16 protein-coding genes and 1 pseudogene are annotated in these 16,849 nt (G+C 43.6%); 8 read left to right on the forward strand and 9 right to left on the reverse strand.

The features are described 5' to 3' along the window. Positions 1–58 precede the first annotated feature (58 nt). The 5 genes and pseudogenes from kleE to EBB_RS25660 form a co-directional block, all read right to left on the reverse strand. Entirely contained in the window at positions 59–379 is a 321-nt protein-coding gene (gene kleE, locus EBB_RS25645) for a KleE stable inheritance protein (protein ID WP_064037790.1), read from the reverse strand. Positions 380–532: 153 nt separating this feature from the next. Further along, on the reverse strand, positions 533–928 hold the full coding sequence (locus tag EBB_RS25650; RefSeq protein ID WP_192396516.1) for an antirestriction protein: 396 nt from the start codon (positions 926–928) through the stop codon (positions 533–535). 129 nt (positions 929–1,057) lie between these two features. Further along, entirely contained in the window at positions 1,058–1,486 is a 429-nt protein-coding gene (locus EBB_RS25655; RefSeq protein WP_306790090.1) for a helix-turn-helix domain-containing protein, read from the reverse strand. 30 nt (positions 1,487–1,516) lie between these two features. Continuing rightward, positions 1,517–1,633: pseudogene (locus tag EBB_RS26880) on the reverse strand (hypothetical protein); the annotation flags it as partial. Positions 1,634–2,532: 899 nt separating this feature from the next. Then, the gene (locus EBB_RS25660; RefSeq protein ID WP_020485811.1) at positions 2,533–3,708 is read right to left on the reverse strand and encodes a hypothetical protein; all 1,176 of its coding nucleotides are present in this window, start codon (positions 3,706–3,708) and stop codon (positions 2,533–2,535) included. Positions 3,709–4,084: 376 nt separating this feature from the next. On the opposite strand from EBB_RS25660, the gene EBB_RS25665 reads away from it, so the two are divergent. The 4 genes from EBB_RS25665 (at position 4,085) to EBB_RS25680 (ending at position 8,801) form a co-directional block, all read left to right on the forward strand. After that, positions 4,085–4,414 carry a hypothetical protein gene (locus EBB_RS25665; protein WP_020485810.1) on the forward strand — a complete coding sequence of 110 codons (330 nt, stop codon included), beginning with the start codon at positions 4,085–4,087 and terminating at the stop codon, positions 4,412–4,414. A gap of 17 nt (positions 4,415–4,431) precedes the next feature. Continuing rightward, positions 4,432–6,474, forward strand: coding sequence for a TonB-dependent receptor plug domain-containing protein (locus EBB_RS25670; protein WP_051067746.1), 2,043 nt, complete (start codon positions 4,432–4,434; stop codon positions 6,472–6,474). Continuing rightward, the gene (locus EBB_RS25675; protein ID WP_192396517.1) at positions 6,474–7,781 is read left to right on the forward strand and encodes a cytochrome P450; all 1,308 of its coding nucleotides are present in this window, start codon (positions 6,474–6,476) and stop codon (positions 7,779–7,781) included. Before EBB_RS25670 ends, EBB_RS25675 begins: the two co-directional genes overlap by 1 nt. 87 nt (positions 7,782–7,868) lie before the next feature. Next, positions 7,869–8,801, forward strand: a complete 933-nt coding sequence (locus EBB_RS25680; RefSeq protein WP_192396518.1) for a response regulator — start codon at positions 7,869–7,871, stop codon at positions 8,799–8,801. Here EBB_RS25680 and EBB_RS25685 read toward each other — a convergent pair. From EBB_RS25685 to EBB_RS25700, 4 genes are all read right to left on the reverse strand, one after another. Further along, positions 8,776–9,378: a sensor histidine kinase gene (locus tag EBB_RS25685; protein ID WP_192396519.1), complete on the reverse strand. Its 603-nt coding sequence runs from the start codon at positions 9,376–9,378 to the stop codon at positions 8,776–8,778. The genes EBB_RS25680 and EBB_RS25685 overlap by 26 nt on opposite strands. After that, positions 9,312–9,581, reverse strand: coding sequence for a hypothetical protein (locus EBB_RS25690; RefSeq protein WP_192396520.1), 270 nt, complete (start codon positions 9,579–9,581; stop codon positions 9,312–9,314). Before EBB_RS25690 ends, EBB_RS25685 begins: the two co-directional genes overlap by 67 nt. A gap of 644 nt (positions 9,582–10,225) precedes the next feature. Beyond that, positions 10,226–11,089: a type 1 periplasmic-binding domain-containing protein gene (locus EBB_RS25695; protein ID WP_020485805.1), complete on the reverse strand. Its 864-nt coding sequence runs from the start codon at positions 11,087–11,089 to the stop codon at positions 10,226–10,228. After that, positions 11,070–11,999, reverse strand: a complete 930-nt coding sequence (locus tag EBB_RS25700) for a hypothetical protein (RefSeq protein ID WP_192396521.1) — start codon at positions 11,997–11,999, stop codon at positions 11,070–11,072. Before EBB_RS25700 ends, EBB_RS25695 begins: the two co-directional genes overlap by 20 nt. Before the next feature lie 368 nt (positions 12,000–12,367). Here EBB_RS25700 and trbB point away from each other — a divergent pair, with 368 nt between their 5' ends. The 4 genes from trbB to EBB_RS25720 are packed head-to-tail and all read left to right on the forward strand — an operon-like array spanning position 12,368 to position 16,737. Then, entirely contained in the window at positions 12,368–13,330 is a 963-nt protein-coding gene (gene trbB, locus EBB_RS25705) for a P-type conjugative transfer ATPase TrbB (protein ID WP_192396522.1), read from the forward strand. A gap of 10 nt (positions 13,331–13,340) precedes the next feature. Next, positions 13,341–13,841, forward strand: coding sequence for a TrbC/VirB2 family protein (locus tag EBB_RS26595; RefSeq protein ID WP_192396523.1), 501 nt, complete (start codon positions 13,341–13,343; stop codon positions 13,839–13,841). Further along, complete coding sequence (locus tag EBB_RS25715; RefSeq protein ID WP_020485801.1) at positions 13,841–14,176, forward strand: conjugal transfer protein TrbD; 336 nt, start codon at positions 13,841–13,843, stop codon at positions 14,174–14,176. The genes EBB_RS26595 and EBB_RS25715 overlap by 1 nt, the downstream gene beginning before the upstream one ends. Continuing rightward, positions 14,173–16,737 carry a VirB4 family type IV secretion/conjugal transfer ATPase gene (locus EBB_RS25720; protein WP_442785869.1) on the forward strand — a complete coding sequence of 855 codons (2,565 nt, stop codon included), beginning with the start codon at positions 14,173–14,175 and terminating at the stop codon, positions 16,735–16,737. Before EBB_RS25715 ends, EBB_RS25720 begins: the two co-directional genes overlap by 4 nt. Positions 16,738–16,849: the final 112 nt, after the last annotated feature.

Consider the following 16,849-nt stretch of genomic DNA (forward strand, 5'->3'; position numbering starts at 1 on the left):
TAACGCATGCATAAAGTTTAGCTTAACTAATAGGCGGAGTCAAATAACATTTTAGCGGCTAAAATTTGCGAGGCCCATAGAACTCAACAAAGTAAGTAATCGCAATTAACAATGAAGCATGAATCATAGCGGTCAGCCCAGCATACATACCCGGTGTATTGTGATAATACATTGCCCTTATGAACTGAAATAGAACATCGAGGGCAAACAGCCATTTAGAGATTGGCCAAACTAGGGCAAGCATTATCCAAACAATATGCACTATTCGGTGCAAAAGTGGGGGAGAACTATGAATTAAAGGATCGGTGGCTTCGACAACATTTTCTTGCTGCGGGTGAGCTTTTCCTACATCCGGAAACTTATAAAGTTTTGCTGCCATATTGACTACCTTTGCGAAATTAAGTTTTAATAATCAGTCAGGCCCGCGCCTGTGTCGTGATGTGACAGCATCGCGGCAAGCCCCGGTTATGCCGGGGCTACCTATCATCTTCTTACTTCCGCAATAAATGGTATTTTCGCTACTTAAGAATACTCAATTAATTGCAGCATATATCTTGCCACTTTCTTCGTGAAATGAAATGTAATCAATTAACAGATGGTACATTTCTATAAAGTGGTCTTGCTCTGTTTTATTTGCAATTACGTTAAGGGTGTAAAGAGTTGCGACAATACCAGCGGCGTCCCCAGACATTTCACCACAAAAGCCATTATCCGCATTACATGTGATTTCCTCATAGCCTGTAGGAGCCATGTAAAAGCCACCATTCAACAGCGTAAAAAAATCCCAATAACCACCAGAATATTCTTCAAATAGTTTGTCCATAAAGGAATAAATAAGCGTTTCCCCTAGACAAAGTTTTTCTTTGAAATAGGTTGGCAAAAAACTTTCGCGTTTAACAGGTTCAACGGCAGTTGCAGTAATACTCATCGGAATCTCCGGTAACTGACCTTGGCGGAATGCCCGGCCTTCGATGTATACAGTAGGGCGTTATGTCCTATTTGTCAAGTTTACATGGTTGCATCAGCTAAATGATCGAAAGCTATAACTATCAGGTGTTTAATCTGATTCAGTTTCGCGCCAGATAGATTTGATGCCCGCCAGATCGCATAAAATACCCCAAATGGCATAAGATATATCAGTTTCCCCACTAACCCATCTTCTTACGGTTCTACTGGCGCCACTACCAGTAAGTCCCACTTTTTTTGCAACTTGGCCCCCTGTTAATCCTGTCCGGCGAATTATTTCTCTAACTTCATCTCCGTTCGGAACACTCCAATTTTCACTAAAGGGTATTAAACATTCAGGTCGTATTTCTATGACTTTTCCATCAAATGGGGTTGACGAGTATCGTCGTTTAACTGTTGTGTCATTGTTCATTTTTTTTAAAATACCATCACTTAAGTTAAGGGCTTCGATTTTAGCCGCTAAAATGGAAAGGTCATTGTAGAAGTTGCAGATGATCGTAACCATAAAGGGATTGAACACGCTTATGATCGGGTGCAATAACTTTTTTGCCCTCCCATTTATCCTATACTGAATTGGCTTATCACCATAAGCGTATAGGCATGTTTCACTTATTTTTGAGATTATAACGACGCTGCCGAGTTCTCTTGGGAATAGCGTTAGGAAGATTCTGCATCAAGATCCAATCTTAATGATTTCCTTTTGGCGTTTAATGATTTTTGCTTTTCTATAATCTGTTATTTTTTTGTTGTCTCTTCTGCCCATTTTCTGACTTGAAACGCTTGGTGCTTTGGCAGAATTGCTTCTACAAACTCATATGAATCGGCAATAATGTATGGAATAGTCCAATTCGGAATAGAAGACCCGCGACCTATTCCCCCTAGTGGATTCATTTAAAGCAAGAATTTTTAGTAAAAACTCGACTTGTTGTTCGTTTTAATGTCCAGAGGCTAATTGTTTTTGTTGCAGTTTACGGCTGTTCGTCTTGCATGTTCTAAGAGCATACTAAAAGAAGTCATAGGTTTATTTGCACGGTTAAAAAAAGGCTATATAAGGCTTATAAGTAATAAGGACTGTAAAAGACCAGTTTACTTGAGCATAATCAATATGTTGGGAATTGTACCCGCGACCTATTCCCCCTAATTGTATTGTGATAAAGCTCATTTATGTGTACTCATGTCATCAAAAAGGTATCTTGATTTTGCCAATCCCGCGAACCGCGACCTATTCCCCCTGGTTTTTTAATAACCCGCGACCTATTCCCCCTGGATTTTTAGGAACACGCGACCTATTCCCCCTGCCTGATTTGATCTATTCAGGGTGAAAATCTAAAGCGATTTGTACCCGCGACCTATTCCCCCTGAATAGCGCGACCTATTCCCCCTGGAAAAAGACATTTGCCGCGACCCATTCCCCCTGTGTTCATGAAAGTACTTTTGTTAATGGCTAATCCGGTGAGAGGTAGTTATTTCCTTAATAGCGAATTACCCTGAACGTTACCAACGTACTGATTTACCCCTATTTCCATTGAATTTTGAAGAACCCGCGACCTATTCCCCCTTCTTTGGTTACGACCCGCGACCTATTCCCCCTGCGTTAATTACGGCTCGGGACCCATTTCCACCATCAAGTGATTTTTTCGAATCTATTAATCGTCTATTCGATGCTTTTTGTTCTGCAGTGAATTCTGGTGAAGGGAATATGGTATACACAACATCTACGATTTTAGACCGCTTCCCGCGTTCTTCTGTTTTGGTGTGGCTGGTTAAAACACCTAGCGACTTAAGTTCATCCCAAGATTCTTCAAGTGTAGCTATTGCATCACGTTCGCGTTTATAGCCTTCCAGTAAAGCGCTGTCTCGCTTGATTGTGCTGTACCGCATTACGAAGCTGTTAGTTAATGCTGCTTGAGTGTACTTGAGTACCAATTGTGAGATTAACCATCTTGATAGTTGAGTTCTACACTTCATTAATCTGCGATAGTTGAACTGCCTATATGTCAGATTAGAAATACTGTTAGTAATCAATGGATGAAACTGAATTAACCATTTAGAGTCTTGAGAATTGCTTATAGAACTGTCTTTTTTGCTCACCCTTGCAAGCAATGAAAGATAATTCATGCGGGTATAGCAGACTTCTGTGTCCTCCGTTTCCCCTTGAATATCAATGTTGCTAAGGGATAGAATATCCAATGCTTCCGTTAGTTCGTCGTAACGGAGGGTGTGGCCTTGATCAGCTAGATGAGTGCGTAATCGGTGTAATGTAAATCGGCATCCGGAACGGAATCCATCAGCATCATAAAAACCATCATCAACCGCAATTTTTCGTAATGCGTGTTCAACAAGTTCCTCTCGTGCTCCAGGATAATATTCTGTTTCTACCTCTGTGATAGGGTCCTTTAGCCTTGCTGGTCTTATAAGTATCTTGAATTCATTACCTCTGTATTTGAAGGCAATTGTGCAGATTGGTAATGCGCCACTTGGTAGCCGCATTTCTTCTTGCCGTTTCCGTGTAATTGAAAACCGAGGAACGCTATCCCAAAGGTCGAAAGCGTTGCCAAGTTGATCGCGCTCGTCATTATTGTTGGCTAAAAAGTCTTGAAACAGGCATAACTGCTGATTTGAAAAAGCGTCAGGCGGGACTGGTTTGTGCTGCGAGACTCGTTTTTTGGGCGTTTTCTTTTTACCGAGAGAAATTGAATCTTGGGTATTATCAAGAAGAGTAATCTGATTGCCTTGCGACATGTTTAAGTCTCGCTAAAGAATAAAGTAACGCGATAGCACGTAGTAAAGAGTTTAGCTTAACTAATAGGCGGAAGTCAAACAACATTTTAGCCGCTAAAATCCAAGGAGGAGGGCGGGTGTGTATAGTCGAACATTCTTCACGCATTTATCGCGGGTGTTTGATGAAAGATTTTGGCCCCCCATCATTACTTATCTTGGCAGGCTGTATATTTCTGGAGGTGGCAGAAGGGTGAACATGGATGTCAGTGATCGAAAGAAATCATCAAATTAGCCCCGTCATATCCTGCTAACCGCCAGAATCAAAACATGTTATATTGTAAAAAATCATTTGTTTCGACGGTGTTTAAGTACATTTCACGGTTACTGGCATAACGTAATGGAGTATCAAAATAACACATACAATATAGAAGAAGCCGAGCTGGTAGAGTTTGTTAAAACTAAGGCCGTAAGGGAAATCAATATTGTTCAGGCACCGAGTAAAAAGTACCGAATAGTCACTAAATTAAATTGGAAGGACGGGGCTTTTTTGTTAGTGTCCTATCGCAAAAGAGTTCGTGAATGGTCAACGTTAGATACATTGATCCGATACCTTCGAGAAACCTATAAAGATATATCCATCCCCATCAGATTAACGTTTGTACCTCTTGAAGAAGCAGAAGATTCAACAGGGCATGAAATCCATATCGTAATAGATCAGAGCGATTAGATCGTAAACTATCCACTATGAAATCTTCTCAAACGGCGCAATATGTGTGTTTTTGTCTGTGTATCACACAAAACGCAATAGCCGAAACAGACGACGATTTAGGATTGATTTATGGATCTGGTCAAATGCAATCAATTGCATCAGGGCACCCGTTGCAGCAAAGCCTAAGTCCTAGTGTTACGTCGGTTATGACGGCTAAAGACATTGAAAGAATCGGTGCCAGACGCTTGACGGATGTTCTCGAATACTTACCTGGTGTACATGTAAGCAACGCCAGAAGTGGCGTTAAGGTTATTGGGTTTCGCGGTGTTTCCTCTGAGACAAACGCTCAAGTGTTAATCTTAGTCAATGGCGTACCTGTTAGGAATACATTATTTGGCGGAAAACCATTCGAATGGAATCTGCCGGTTAAGAATATTGCACATATCGAAGTAATTAGAGGGCCTGGTTCAATGCTCTATGGTGGCGACGCCACGACTGGAGTTATCAACATTGTTCTGAAGACCGGCAAAGAGCTAAAAGGGGGCGATGCTGGTGGGTTCTTTGGAAATCAAGATACTTATGAAGGCTGGGCTGAATACGGTAACGAATCAGGCGACTTAGAGTACAGCTTAGCCATTCAAGGCGGTAGCACAAATGGTTATCAAGGAAGGGTCAGCCAAGACGCACAGACAGTTATAGATAGCCAGTTTGGAACTCACGTATCTAATGCACCAGGCGTCACCAATAATGGTCGGGGTGACATTGATGCGCGCATAGACGTGGCCTACAAAGATATGATCAGGCTTCGAGCCGGGTATCAAGGATTCAGACATGTAGAAACCGGTATTGGAGCGGCTTATGCCCTTGATGGTACTGGCGGCACAAATAATGATATATATAATCTCGATCTGTCGCTAAATAACAAAATCACCGATGCACTAACGAATAAAACTTCGTTTTATTTTTTGGGGCAAAATCCAAGTACCGATATTTATTTATTGCCGGCAGGTACGTTCGGCGGGTTATTGCCACTTGGTGCACGAAATATTGTGTCTGGTTTCCAGGGGACAACTGGGCTAACTACCCAACTCAATTACGTTGGCATTAATAAACACACGATTACAGGGGGTACGGGACTTATTTACAACTGGATTTCTGATGGAACTGACAAAATCAATTACATCATTACTCCAACCTTTGTACAGCAGATCCCATTAACCGAAGCATCGGCATTTGGAAGAGATCCACTATTGGCATCGAAAGAGCGAACAAATTATTATGCGCTAATACAGGATGAGTGGAATTTCGCACCAGATTGGTATCTAACTACTGGCTTTCGCTACGATTATTACTCGGACGTATCACCAGGTTATAGTCCACGTATCGCACTGGTGTGGAATGTCAATTTGAATCTGACAACCAAGTTGCTATATAGCCGGGCATTTCGACCGCCGTCGTTTCTTGAAAAGAATCTACCACTGATTCCGGGCACTACAGTTAAACCGGAAACTGTAAACACGGTTGAATTCCAGGTTGAAAACAAATGGTCGTCTGATTTAATGACGTCGGCGAATGTTTATTGGTTTAAACAAGAAAACTTAATCGCGTCCACTAACTCCACAAGTGTGACCCCGGTCGGCTTTCGTAACAGCGCCCCAATTGATGGGATAGGCTTTGAGACTGAAACAAAGTACAAGCTAAGCAGCGATGTTGACTTTGCTGTCAGCTACAGTTATCACGGGTTGCCCTCTACGTCTTATACAGGTCTAATGCCAGAACACATGGCAAAAGGGCTGATAAACTGGGACATCACTGATAGTTGGGCGGTAGGGACTCAACTAAATTGGATCGGAGAGCGAAAACGGCCATCCGATGATCCACGTGGGAATTTAGCAGGTTATTTTACGGCTGGTCTAACACTATCGACCAAAGTCGCGAAACCACTCGAATTCACATTCAGAGTCAATAACATCTTTAATTCAACTCTAAAAGAACCAACGTTAAACCCAATTTTATTCCCAGGGGATGAAGCTATTCTTGGGCGAACCGTATTGGGACAAGTCAAAGTGACATTCTAGTGCTTATTTATCTAGCTAGGCTAATAACCAATCCTACTGGCGCATTAACCGCTATACACAAGAAATATGGCGACTTTGTGCAAACATGCTTTTTCAATAAGAAGCTTTTATTTACATCAAATCCGGAACATTACGAGGAAATATTCAATCAAGAAGCTAGGGGCCTTTTGAATAGAGACTCACTTTATGAAGCAAAAAAACCTATGTTCGGCGATGGACTGTTTAATAGCAAGGGCGCTACATGGACAAACCAGCGTCGACTAATGCAGCCAATGTTTACAAGGCAAGCTATCGCAGAGTGGCACGGCATTATGCTTAAAGAAGCCTGCAATGCCACAAGGCGGCTCAAAAACGATGGCGTCACTAAAGTAAACATATCAGAGGAATTAAAAACCCTTATTCAGAGCATTCTGATTCAGGTCATGTTTGGCCAGGCAAAAACATCACATAATGAAGAGTTATTGATGGCGGCGATTGACACCATAGTAAAAGGATTATTTCCGCATTTACTAACAGAGACGCTAGGCAAGGGAAAATTAAAGCGGCTTTTTGTCCTACAAAATAGGAGGATGGAGAAAGCCATCAATCAATTCGTGGCCTATGTTGACTCCAAAATCGATGGAATTGAGCCGACAGGCCATGATTTAATTTCGCTAATGATGAATGGTAGGGACAGAAGCGGCTCACAAATGTCGAGAGAGTTACTAAGGGATGAGGCGGTTACGTTGTTCCTGGCTGGGCAAGACACCACTGTTAATACGTTGATATGGTTCTTTTACCTTATAGGTAAGCATGAGGCGGTCCATAAACGTATTACCAGTGAAATACAGGGCATCAAGGATGACCTATTGACGCCAGAAACTATGGAACGGTTGATCTACACCAAGGCGGCGCTTTATGAGACATTACGCTTATATCCGCAGGCTATCGCGCTTAGTAGGGATACAGCAACGACGATAACCGTAGGAGGAAAAACGGTTTCACAAGGTACGTCTGTAATAATGAGCCTTTATGCGACCAATCGTGATGCTAGGTGGTGGGAGCGGCCAAACGAATTCTATCCAGAACACTTTTTAAACGGTGCCGTAACGCAGCGACATAAGTACACGTTTCTCCCGTTCGGTGGTGGAGTACACAATTGTGTTGGTAGGCATTTCGCAGAGTTGGAAATGATGGTGATTATTGCCACAGTGCTACGAGAATTTACAATTCTCGTCAACGAGGACATTAAACCTACCGTTAGTATTACCTATAAGCCTGAGAGAGATGTAATCGTTTCGATAACTCAAACTACTCAAGCCCTATAAATGCATGTCGAAACCGAGACCGCCAAGGTGGACCATAGATACTGGTCGTGATGGTGGAAAACTAAAACCTTTATCGAAGATATTCTAATGAAAGTGATTGTTGCCTCAAGTGATTATGAAATCAGCAATGCGATCACCAATCAAATCCTTGGCGTTGAAAGCACCAGTACATCCGTCATAGAGACAACAGATGATTTCATCGAGGCCCTAAAGAGCGATGAATATGATTTCATTGTCACAGATTATTCGTTCGATGGCACTGATATATGGCAGTTAACTAAACTGATAAATTCGAAGCAATTGGTTGGGCACGCAGTGCCAGTTTACCTGATAAGCGAAACCTGTGACACCGAAGTGCCGGTTATTCTCGCCAAAGAATATAACTTCCAAACCATTTCAATAAATGACTTGGTAGAAACTCTACAGATGGCCCACTGCACCGGATACGTTCGCGGGCAGCGAGGACAGGTAAAAGCAAGCGTGCTTGTCATAGAAGACGATGAAGATGCCTCGGAAATAGTATATGAGGCCTTAAAGAGCGATTATGACGTCGATAGAGCCACAGATGGCGAACTAGGTTTAGCATTATGGAAAAAGAAACGTCACGATCTTATCTTGCTTGACTACATGCTTCCGGGGCGCAAAGGGGATGAAGTGCTATCGGAAATAATGGATGTAGATAAGAACCAGCCAATTATTGTGATGACGGCCTTTGATAAACCAGAATATAACAAAGACTTTATCCTGAACGGAGCCAGTCAATATTTGCCAAAACCGTACACATTGATGGAGTTAAGAGCGCAATGCGTCAGCCAAATAAATAAAGCCAAACTAATTTATCAAGACTATTATCACGACCAGAAACAGAAAAAACTGAGAAATCTAGTCAATGAGTTAGAACGAGAGTTAACAGTTAGCAATATCGAGAAAGCAAGACGTATTATTGATGCGATTAAAATAAACTTACCGCATAGCTTATCCGAAGACGAACAAGCTAGGACTTGGAATTCGGTATTCTGATTGTAAAAATAGTGCCAGATATATGATTTGGCTCAACAGAGATGTCGCCGTTTAAACGTTGTACGAACTGTTTTGTTATTGCCAAGCCAAGTCCGTGCCCGCCATATCGCCGGCCTAGACTCATGTCCACCTGCCACCATGCATCAAAAATTTGATCGCAAAACTCAGCAGGTATTCCACAGCCTGTATCTGCAACCTCAATAATTAAAAACGCCTGGCTAAGTCGCCAAGTCAGAGTAATCACGCCATCTGTGGTGAATTTACACGCGTTGCTCAATAAATTGTTCAGAATGTGCCGCAAAACCTCGCTATCCGATACAATCATGGTATCTGAGCCGATTAGCTGTAGCTGATTTCTATTGCGGTTAAGCAAAGGGGTAACATTCTCAACACATGCATGCATTAAAGGTGCAATTGCAATAGAAGTTAGTGCCACATCGTACCGGTCGGCCTCTAGCTGCGCATGTAATAGAATATTGTCGATTAAAGTATTCAGGTCATTAACGCGAACTAATGCCTTTGCATGTAATGCTCGATTTTCAGTGAAAACAGGATCATCCGGTAAACGCTCAGCCAATAGTTGCAAATATCCCCTATGGCGTGTAAAGGTGTCTTCATTTCATGAGACACCATAGACATAATCTGCGCTTTATAAACGTTGGCGGTTTCGCTGCTTTCGAGCGCTATTTTTAAGGCACTCGTCCGCTCTTCGACGCTTTTCTCTAGCTCTGTTTCTGTCGTTTCGATATTCGCCAACATATCGTTGAGAGTAATTCGCATGTTATTGATTTCGGATGACCCTGAAAAATGAACTCGATTTCCTCTCTCACCTAGGCTTACCTTATTGAGTACCATCGCCATTTCCATCAATGTCGAAGTAAATAGTCGTGACAACCTCCTGACAATGACTATAAAAAATAACGAGAAAATGAGAATGATCAATATTGATCCTAGTAAAAGCTTCTTCATTACTAGGTCATATTCAGCTTTCGATATAACTAATTCGACGTACCCCAAATAGCTTTCTTGGTATATAGGTGAATAGAAGCACCATGAGTCTCGGTTGTCCGAATAGCTGGGCTCTTCAGTGCGAAGTGGCGGATTTAGTTCACACACAGACTTAGCACCGTAAGAAGCTAATAGTTCACCACGACTATTATAAATCGTTGCTCCCAATACGTTTTTGTCTGACGCAAAGCTATGGACAACGGATTCCGACTGTGATGTTGAACCTAAAATTACCGAGTATATGGCTGAATCAGCAAATGTTGCGGTATGTTCTCGCCAGTAGTGACTTGTGTAGTCGTTGATGTAATTAGAAATTAACTTGTACATGAATCCAATTAAGAAACATGACGCCAGGATAATGGAAATGAAAATCAAAAAATTGAACCGCTGTTGTATGTTGTAGCGGTCGAGCAGACTCATTTAATTTTAAGGGCGAAGGAATCTAGTACAATCGGATCGAACTCAATAGCAAGATGTTGGGCTACTCGCCGATTCAGCGCGAATTTAATGACCTTGATGTTTTCATAGACTGGGCTCGGTCGGCTCACTAAGCGGCCTAATTGCTCTCCCAACGCAAAATCATCAGGATAAGCTGCTATGAGGGCGCCATTCTCAAGGTGGCTAAGGTTTGTCGATAAAAGGATGATCTTTTTATCCCATGCGACCTTCGCTACTTCATACAGAATATTTTTTGGTAAGTTAGCTGGGATAAATATTGCATCAGCGGACGTGGCTTCATCTAGTAACCGGCCAAGTACACGAATGGTGTCTAGCGAATCTACTCCTTCCCTAATTTCTATGACGGCTGATGACTTTAAATTATTTGGCACATAATCAATGGTCTGAAAATGGGATTGCTGAACTACAAAGAAGTGTTTGACTGATGGAAGTAATCTAGCCAAATGTTCAACCAGTACACGATTGTCAAGCGCCAAGCCTACGCCGCTGTATTCCGCTGGATTAAAGTACATCAACCCTGCCAGCGTTCGTTCCCGATATTCCGTGCGGTAAATGTTCTCAACAATTCCCTTACCAAGCGCTATAACCCGGTCGGCATGCGTCGCATCAAGGATAGAGCTTATATTATTGTTATCGCCAGTAGATTCGATTCGTTGAACATGACTATTCATGTGTTCGATGCCGGCTATTACTTGGGCGTAAGCCGGATTCCCTAAAGCCTCCGCAGAGTAAACAATTACTACTTGAGGGTCTTTTGCGAATGTTGAGCAACTGAAAAAGATAATACTCGATTTCAATAGGTTATAAATCTCTTTCCGCATTTATCATCTTTAGTTGCTTCAATTCCATAATCAGAGGCATCAGCTCATGCCCGGTTAAATCCCTCATTCGCCAATACTTAGCTGATTGATCGCCTTCTAACCAAATGGCAATGGCGTGAACTGTCTTTTTTGCCAGGTCTATTGCCATACGCGGCTGCATTGTCCGTTGACTTATCTTGTGGCGATGAATTGCCTTTAACAAACATTCAATCGGGTCTGCCAACCCATCTTTAGTTTGCCCTTGATTATCGTTCAAACGTTTCAGAAATTCAGTAATTGGTTTATTCAGGGCAAGCATTATTAACGAACCGCCTAATACACCAGTTGTAAAAATATCTGATTTAGGGAGTAAGCCATCAATCAATAGGAGTTCGCTTTTAAACAATTCAATAGCTTTTTTCATATTAATGTCTTCGCGCTCTCTGATTGAACGTTTATCTTGTAGAGAGCGTTGACGGCCCCGTAACGCGATATGAATGGCCTCATTGATAAATCCATTTCGCAGCCTCTCGGAAACAAAGGTCAACCCCAATTCGTTATAGGCGGCTTTCACTACTTCATGTGGTGGTAGCGCCTCAAATTGCTTCGTCTTCGCTTCGATGCATAACGTCTGAAAATCTTCTTCGGTCATGTCGAAAATCAAGGCCATGAGGTAATCAGGTTTGGACAGCGTGCCATTTAGCCATGCTTCCTTCCGCCGCTTTCCGGATAATTTGAAGAGCGTATTACCGACCTTTACTAATGCGACGGTGATTGAGTAAGCATACAGAGACGGTATGTGCTGAACAAAATCGTCATGATCGCCTTCATCAACATCAAAGAACTCAAGTTCGGCAATTACAAGCCAATCAGCGAATGACATTCGCACAACGGCGCAACCTAAGTCGCTAATAGGGTAAACCATTTCCATAACACTGAATAAAAAAATTAATGTATTTGCGTTCGTAAGTCATTGTTGATAGTATTTTTTTCGCAGTTTATAGCATGTCGAAAACATGACGCGATGAACTGGCGGCTTTCACTCGTACTGCAAAGGCCTATACGCCACTACGAAATTTTAGCCGCTAAAAAATAGCAACGTACACGATATTACATAACCGACTTCAATTGCCCTAACAAAAAGAGCGGAACGTGTTTAAAAAATCAAAAAGTGCAATGCACTTTACGTTGACTGCGGAGGCAGTTTGTACTAGAGTGCATTGCAGTTTATAAAAAGTGCATTGCACTATAAGCAAAATGCACAGGCGAACAGTGAAGCAATGACCTGAGAGGATAACGATGACCCACGAACAGAATCTACACGAATCAGTCAGTGACAGGGCGAAAGTAAAGCTCGAACGCGATTTAGGTCCAATCATATTGTCTGCTTTAGCTGATCCGAGAACCGTTGAGGTGATGCTGAATGCCGACGGCAAACTATGGCAAGAACGTCTTGGGGACAAGATGAAGTGCATAGGAACCTTATCAATTAGCAAGGGTGAGGCAATTATTAAAACTATTGCGGGTTTTCATGGCAAAGAGATCACCAGATTAAAACCCATCCTGGAAGGCGAATTCCCTCTTGATGGCTCACGATTCGCCGGCCAACTTCCGCCTGTTGTGCCTGCGCCAACTTTCGCAATCAGAAAGAAGGCTATTGCAATATTTCCACTGGAGCAATACGTCTCGGACGGCATCATGACCTGCAATCAATTCGATGTGATTACAAAGGCAGTCAAAGATCACAAAAACATTTTAGTTGTCGGAGGAACTGGATCAGGGAAAACGACGTTGGTAAACGCCATTATTAACAAAATGGTTGAGTTCGACCCCACAGAACGAGTGTTCATTATTGAGGATACCGGCGAAATCCAATGCGCGGCCGAAAACTACGTGCAGTATCACTCAACTATTGATGTCCCGATGACGCAGTTGTTGAAAACAACGCTCAGGATGCGGCCAGATCGAATATTAGTCGGTGAAGTACGTGGACCAGAGGCGCTAGACCTACTAATGGCATGGAATACGGGCCACGAGGGTGGAACGGCCACACTCCATGCAAACAATGCGAAGGCTGGGCTGGACAGATTATCCATGTTAATCAGCATGCATCCAGAATCACCTAGACCTATTGAACCGCTGATTGGCGAAGCGGTACATGTTGTTGTTTTCATCGCCAAAACCCAAGAAGGCCGTCGTATTCAGGAAATCATAGAGGTTTCCGGTTACAGGGACGGTCATTACATAACCTCTAATCTGTAGGAGTTACAAAATGAATGCACTCGCGAATCGACTGCAAAGAGCACCGCTAATTCTGTTAATGGCATTGGTTTTTTTTATGCCAGAACAGGCGACCGCCGCCGTAGGTGATGGGGGAGCTTTACCTTATGAGGATTGGCTTACCAGCCTTAGAACATCGGTTACTGGTCCCGTAGCGTTTTCGTTGTCACTCATTGGGATCATTGTCGCCGGCGGTGTGCTGATTTTTGGCGGCGACTTAAACGGCTTCTTTCGGACCTTGATCTTCATCGTTCTTGTCATGGCCCTCTTAGTCGGTGCCCAAAACGTTATGACTAACGTATTTGGTCGCGGAGCAGTAATCACACTGTCGGCGGATGAGGTAGGCACACAGCTCATGATTATGGGTTTTCACGCGACGCAGTATGTCAAGGGGGCATTGATGATCGCGTGTTTAATAGCAACGTTAGCATGCCTTCAACTGCGTACATTAAAAAGCGCTGGTAAGTCATTGGCTATGGTGGGTGAAAAGTAATGGCCTTACGCGCGATTCCAATTCGCAGAGCGGGTAACAGAGACAACTTGTTCATGGGCGGGGATCGTGAGTTTGTGATGTTCTCCGGCCTAGTGGCCGGAGCGCTAATTTTCTCCGCTCAAGAACTGAGGGCAGCCATTGTCGGGATAGTTTTATGGTTATGTGCATTATACCTAGCACGGTTGGCGGCCAAATCAGATCCGAAAATGCGATTTATTTATCTACGACATTTACGGTATCGAGGTACGCGGGTAGGTAATTTAAGAGGGTATTACCCGGCCAGAAGCACCCCGTTCCGTGAAAATCCAAATAGCCAAGGGAAACAATACAGATGATGATCGAGGCCATAACACTCATGATTGCGGGACTAGGGATTCTATTAGTCGCAATCCTCGCCAGATTGATTTACAGGGCGGATAAGGATCGTCGGTTAAGTCAACATCGTTCCAAAAACGCCAGCGTAGCGGATTTGTTGATTTATGCCGCCGAGGTCGATGACGGTATTATTGTTGGTAAGGATGGATCGTTTCTCGCTGGCTGGCTTTATACGAGTGATGACAACGATAGTTCAACCGAAGCACACCGCGAATCAATATCCGCCAGATTAAACCAAGCAATATCCAGACTAGGCAATGGCTGGATGATCCATGTCGACGCCGTGCGACGCCCGGCGCCGTCATATTCAGAAAGGGGGTTATCGACATTTCCTGATCGAATCACGGCAGCCATCGACGAAGAGCGCCGGACACTTTTCGAAGGACTAAGTACCATGTACGAAGGGTACTTTGTCATGACATTGACGTATCTCCCGCCTGTGCTTGCAGAACGCAAGTTTATTGAACTTATGTTCGACGACGACGCCAGGAAACCTGACTCAAAGACATATACAACCGACCTCATTGAACACTTTAAACGTGAATGTCACAACATCGAAACGCGATTGTCGGCAGCGGTCAACTTACGCAGATTAAAGGGCCATGAAATCGTTAATGAAGATGGGACAACTGTCATTCATGATGATCTTCTGCGCTGGTTGCAGTTTTGTATTACCGGAAAAAATCATCCGATACAACTGCCAACAAACCCCATGTATCTCGACTGTTTAATTGGTGGAGAGGATTTGCTCGCGGGCGTGATTCCCAAGATAGGTCGTAAGTACATCCAGGTAGTAGCGATTGAAGGATTCCCGCTTGAATCGACACCGGGAATGTTAACCGCCCTTGGTGAGTTACCTATCGAATATCGCTGGTCCTCAAGGTTCATTTTTATGGACCCTCACGAGGCTATCAGTCACTTGGAAAAGTTTCGAAAAAAATGGCGGCAAAAGGTACGCGGTTTCATTGATCAAGTGTTCAATCTCAACACAGGACCGATAGACGAGGACGCGCAAAACATGGTGGACGACGCACAGGCGGCGTTAGCTGAAGTTAATAGCGGCATAATCGCCCAGGGCTATTACACCAGTGTTGTAATCCTAATGGACGAGAATAGAAAACGCGTACAGGAACTGGCTCAACAGGTAGAGAAGGCCATAAACAGGCTTGGATTTGTCGCCAGGATCGAAACCATTAACGCAATGGAAGCCTACTTAGGTAGTTTGCCGGGCCATGGTGTCGAGAATGTACGCCGTCCCTTGTTGAACACTATGAATTTGGCGGACTTGTTGCCGATTAGCACCATTTGGACAGGCAGAGAATATGCACCTTGTCCAATGTATCCAGCACTATCTCCCCCGATTATGCATTGTGTTACCCATGGCTCAACACCATTCCGTCTAAATCTCCATGTAGGCGATGTGGGGCATACATTTATGTTTGGTCGAACCGGAGCCGGTAAGTCAACCCATCTTGCCATACTCGCCGCGCAGTTGCGCCGCTATCAAGGCATGCACATCTTTGCATTCGATAAAGGGATGTCGCTGTACCCATTAACCGAAGCAATCCACGCCACGAGTGTAGGGAAAAGCGGTAAGCATTTCACGGTGGCCGCCGACGACGAATTGCTGGCCTTCTGTCCTTTGCAATACCTGAAAACCAAAAATGATCGCGCATGGGCTATGGAATGGATCAACATCATTCTGGCGTTAAATGGTTTGATTACATCACCCGCCCAGCGAAATGAAATTGGTAACGCCATCATCAACATGCATAACAGCGGCGCTAGAACGCTATCTGAATTCACGGTAACTATTCAAGATGAGGCAATACGCGAAGCTCTTAAGCAATACACCATTGATGGCGCAATGGGGCATCTATTAGATGCCGAAGAGGATGGGCTGGAACTTACCGATTTCACGGTTTTTGAAATAGAAGAGTTAATGAATCTCGGGGAGCGCTATGCGCTTCCAGTGTTGTTATATCTCTTTAGACGCATCGAACGATCATTAACCGGGCAGCCTACGGTCATTATTTTGGATGAGGCATGGGTGATGCTCGGTCATGCGGTATTCCGGGAAAAAATTCGAGAGTGGCTAAAGGTACTGCGAAAAGCGAACTGTTTTGTTTTGATGGCAACTCAAAACTTATCTGACGCTGCGAATTCTGGAATCCTCGACGTAATTATCGAATCAACCGCATCGAAAATCTTCTTGCCAAACATTTACGCCAGAGAGGAAGACGCGACCGCACTGTATCGCCGTATGGGCCTTAACTCTAGGCAAATCGAATTATTGGCTACAGCAATCCCCAAGAGGCATTACTACTACGTCTCTGAAGAAGGCTGTCGTCTCTATGATCTTGCGTTAGGCCCGCTCGCTCTCGCGTTTGTGGGCTCTTCGGATAAAGACTCTGTTGCGGCCATCAAGAAATTAAAGGCGACTCATGGTCATGAATGGGTGGGTGAATGGCTCGCTCGTAAGGGTTTAAGCATTGAAGAATACTTGGAGGAAGCAGCATGATTTTTAAAAGAAAAGACCCAAAAGCAGACCCCAGAAAAAATCCTGAAAAGCTGATTGGTGGCCGTAGAACCGGAGAAAACGAGAATCCATATTTGTCAGCAAGACGAACCTG

Source organism: Methylomonas fluvii (genome assembly GCF_014850975.1).
GTDB lineage: Bacteria > Pseudomonadota > Gammaproteobacteria > Methylococcales > Methylomonadaceae > Methylomonas > Methylomonas fluvii.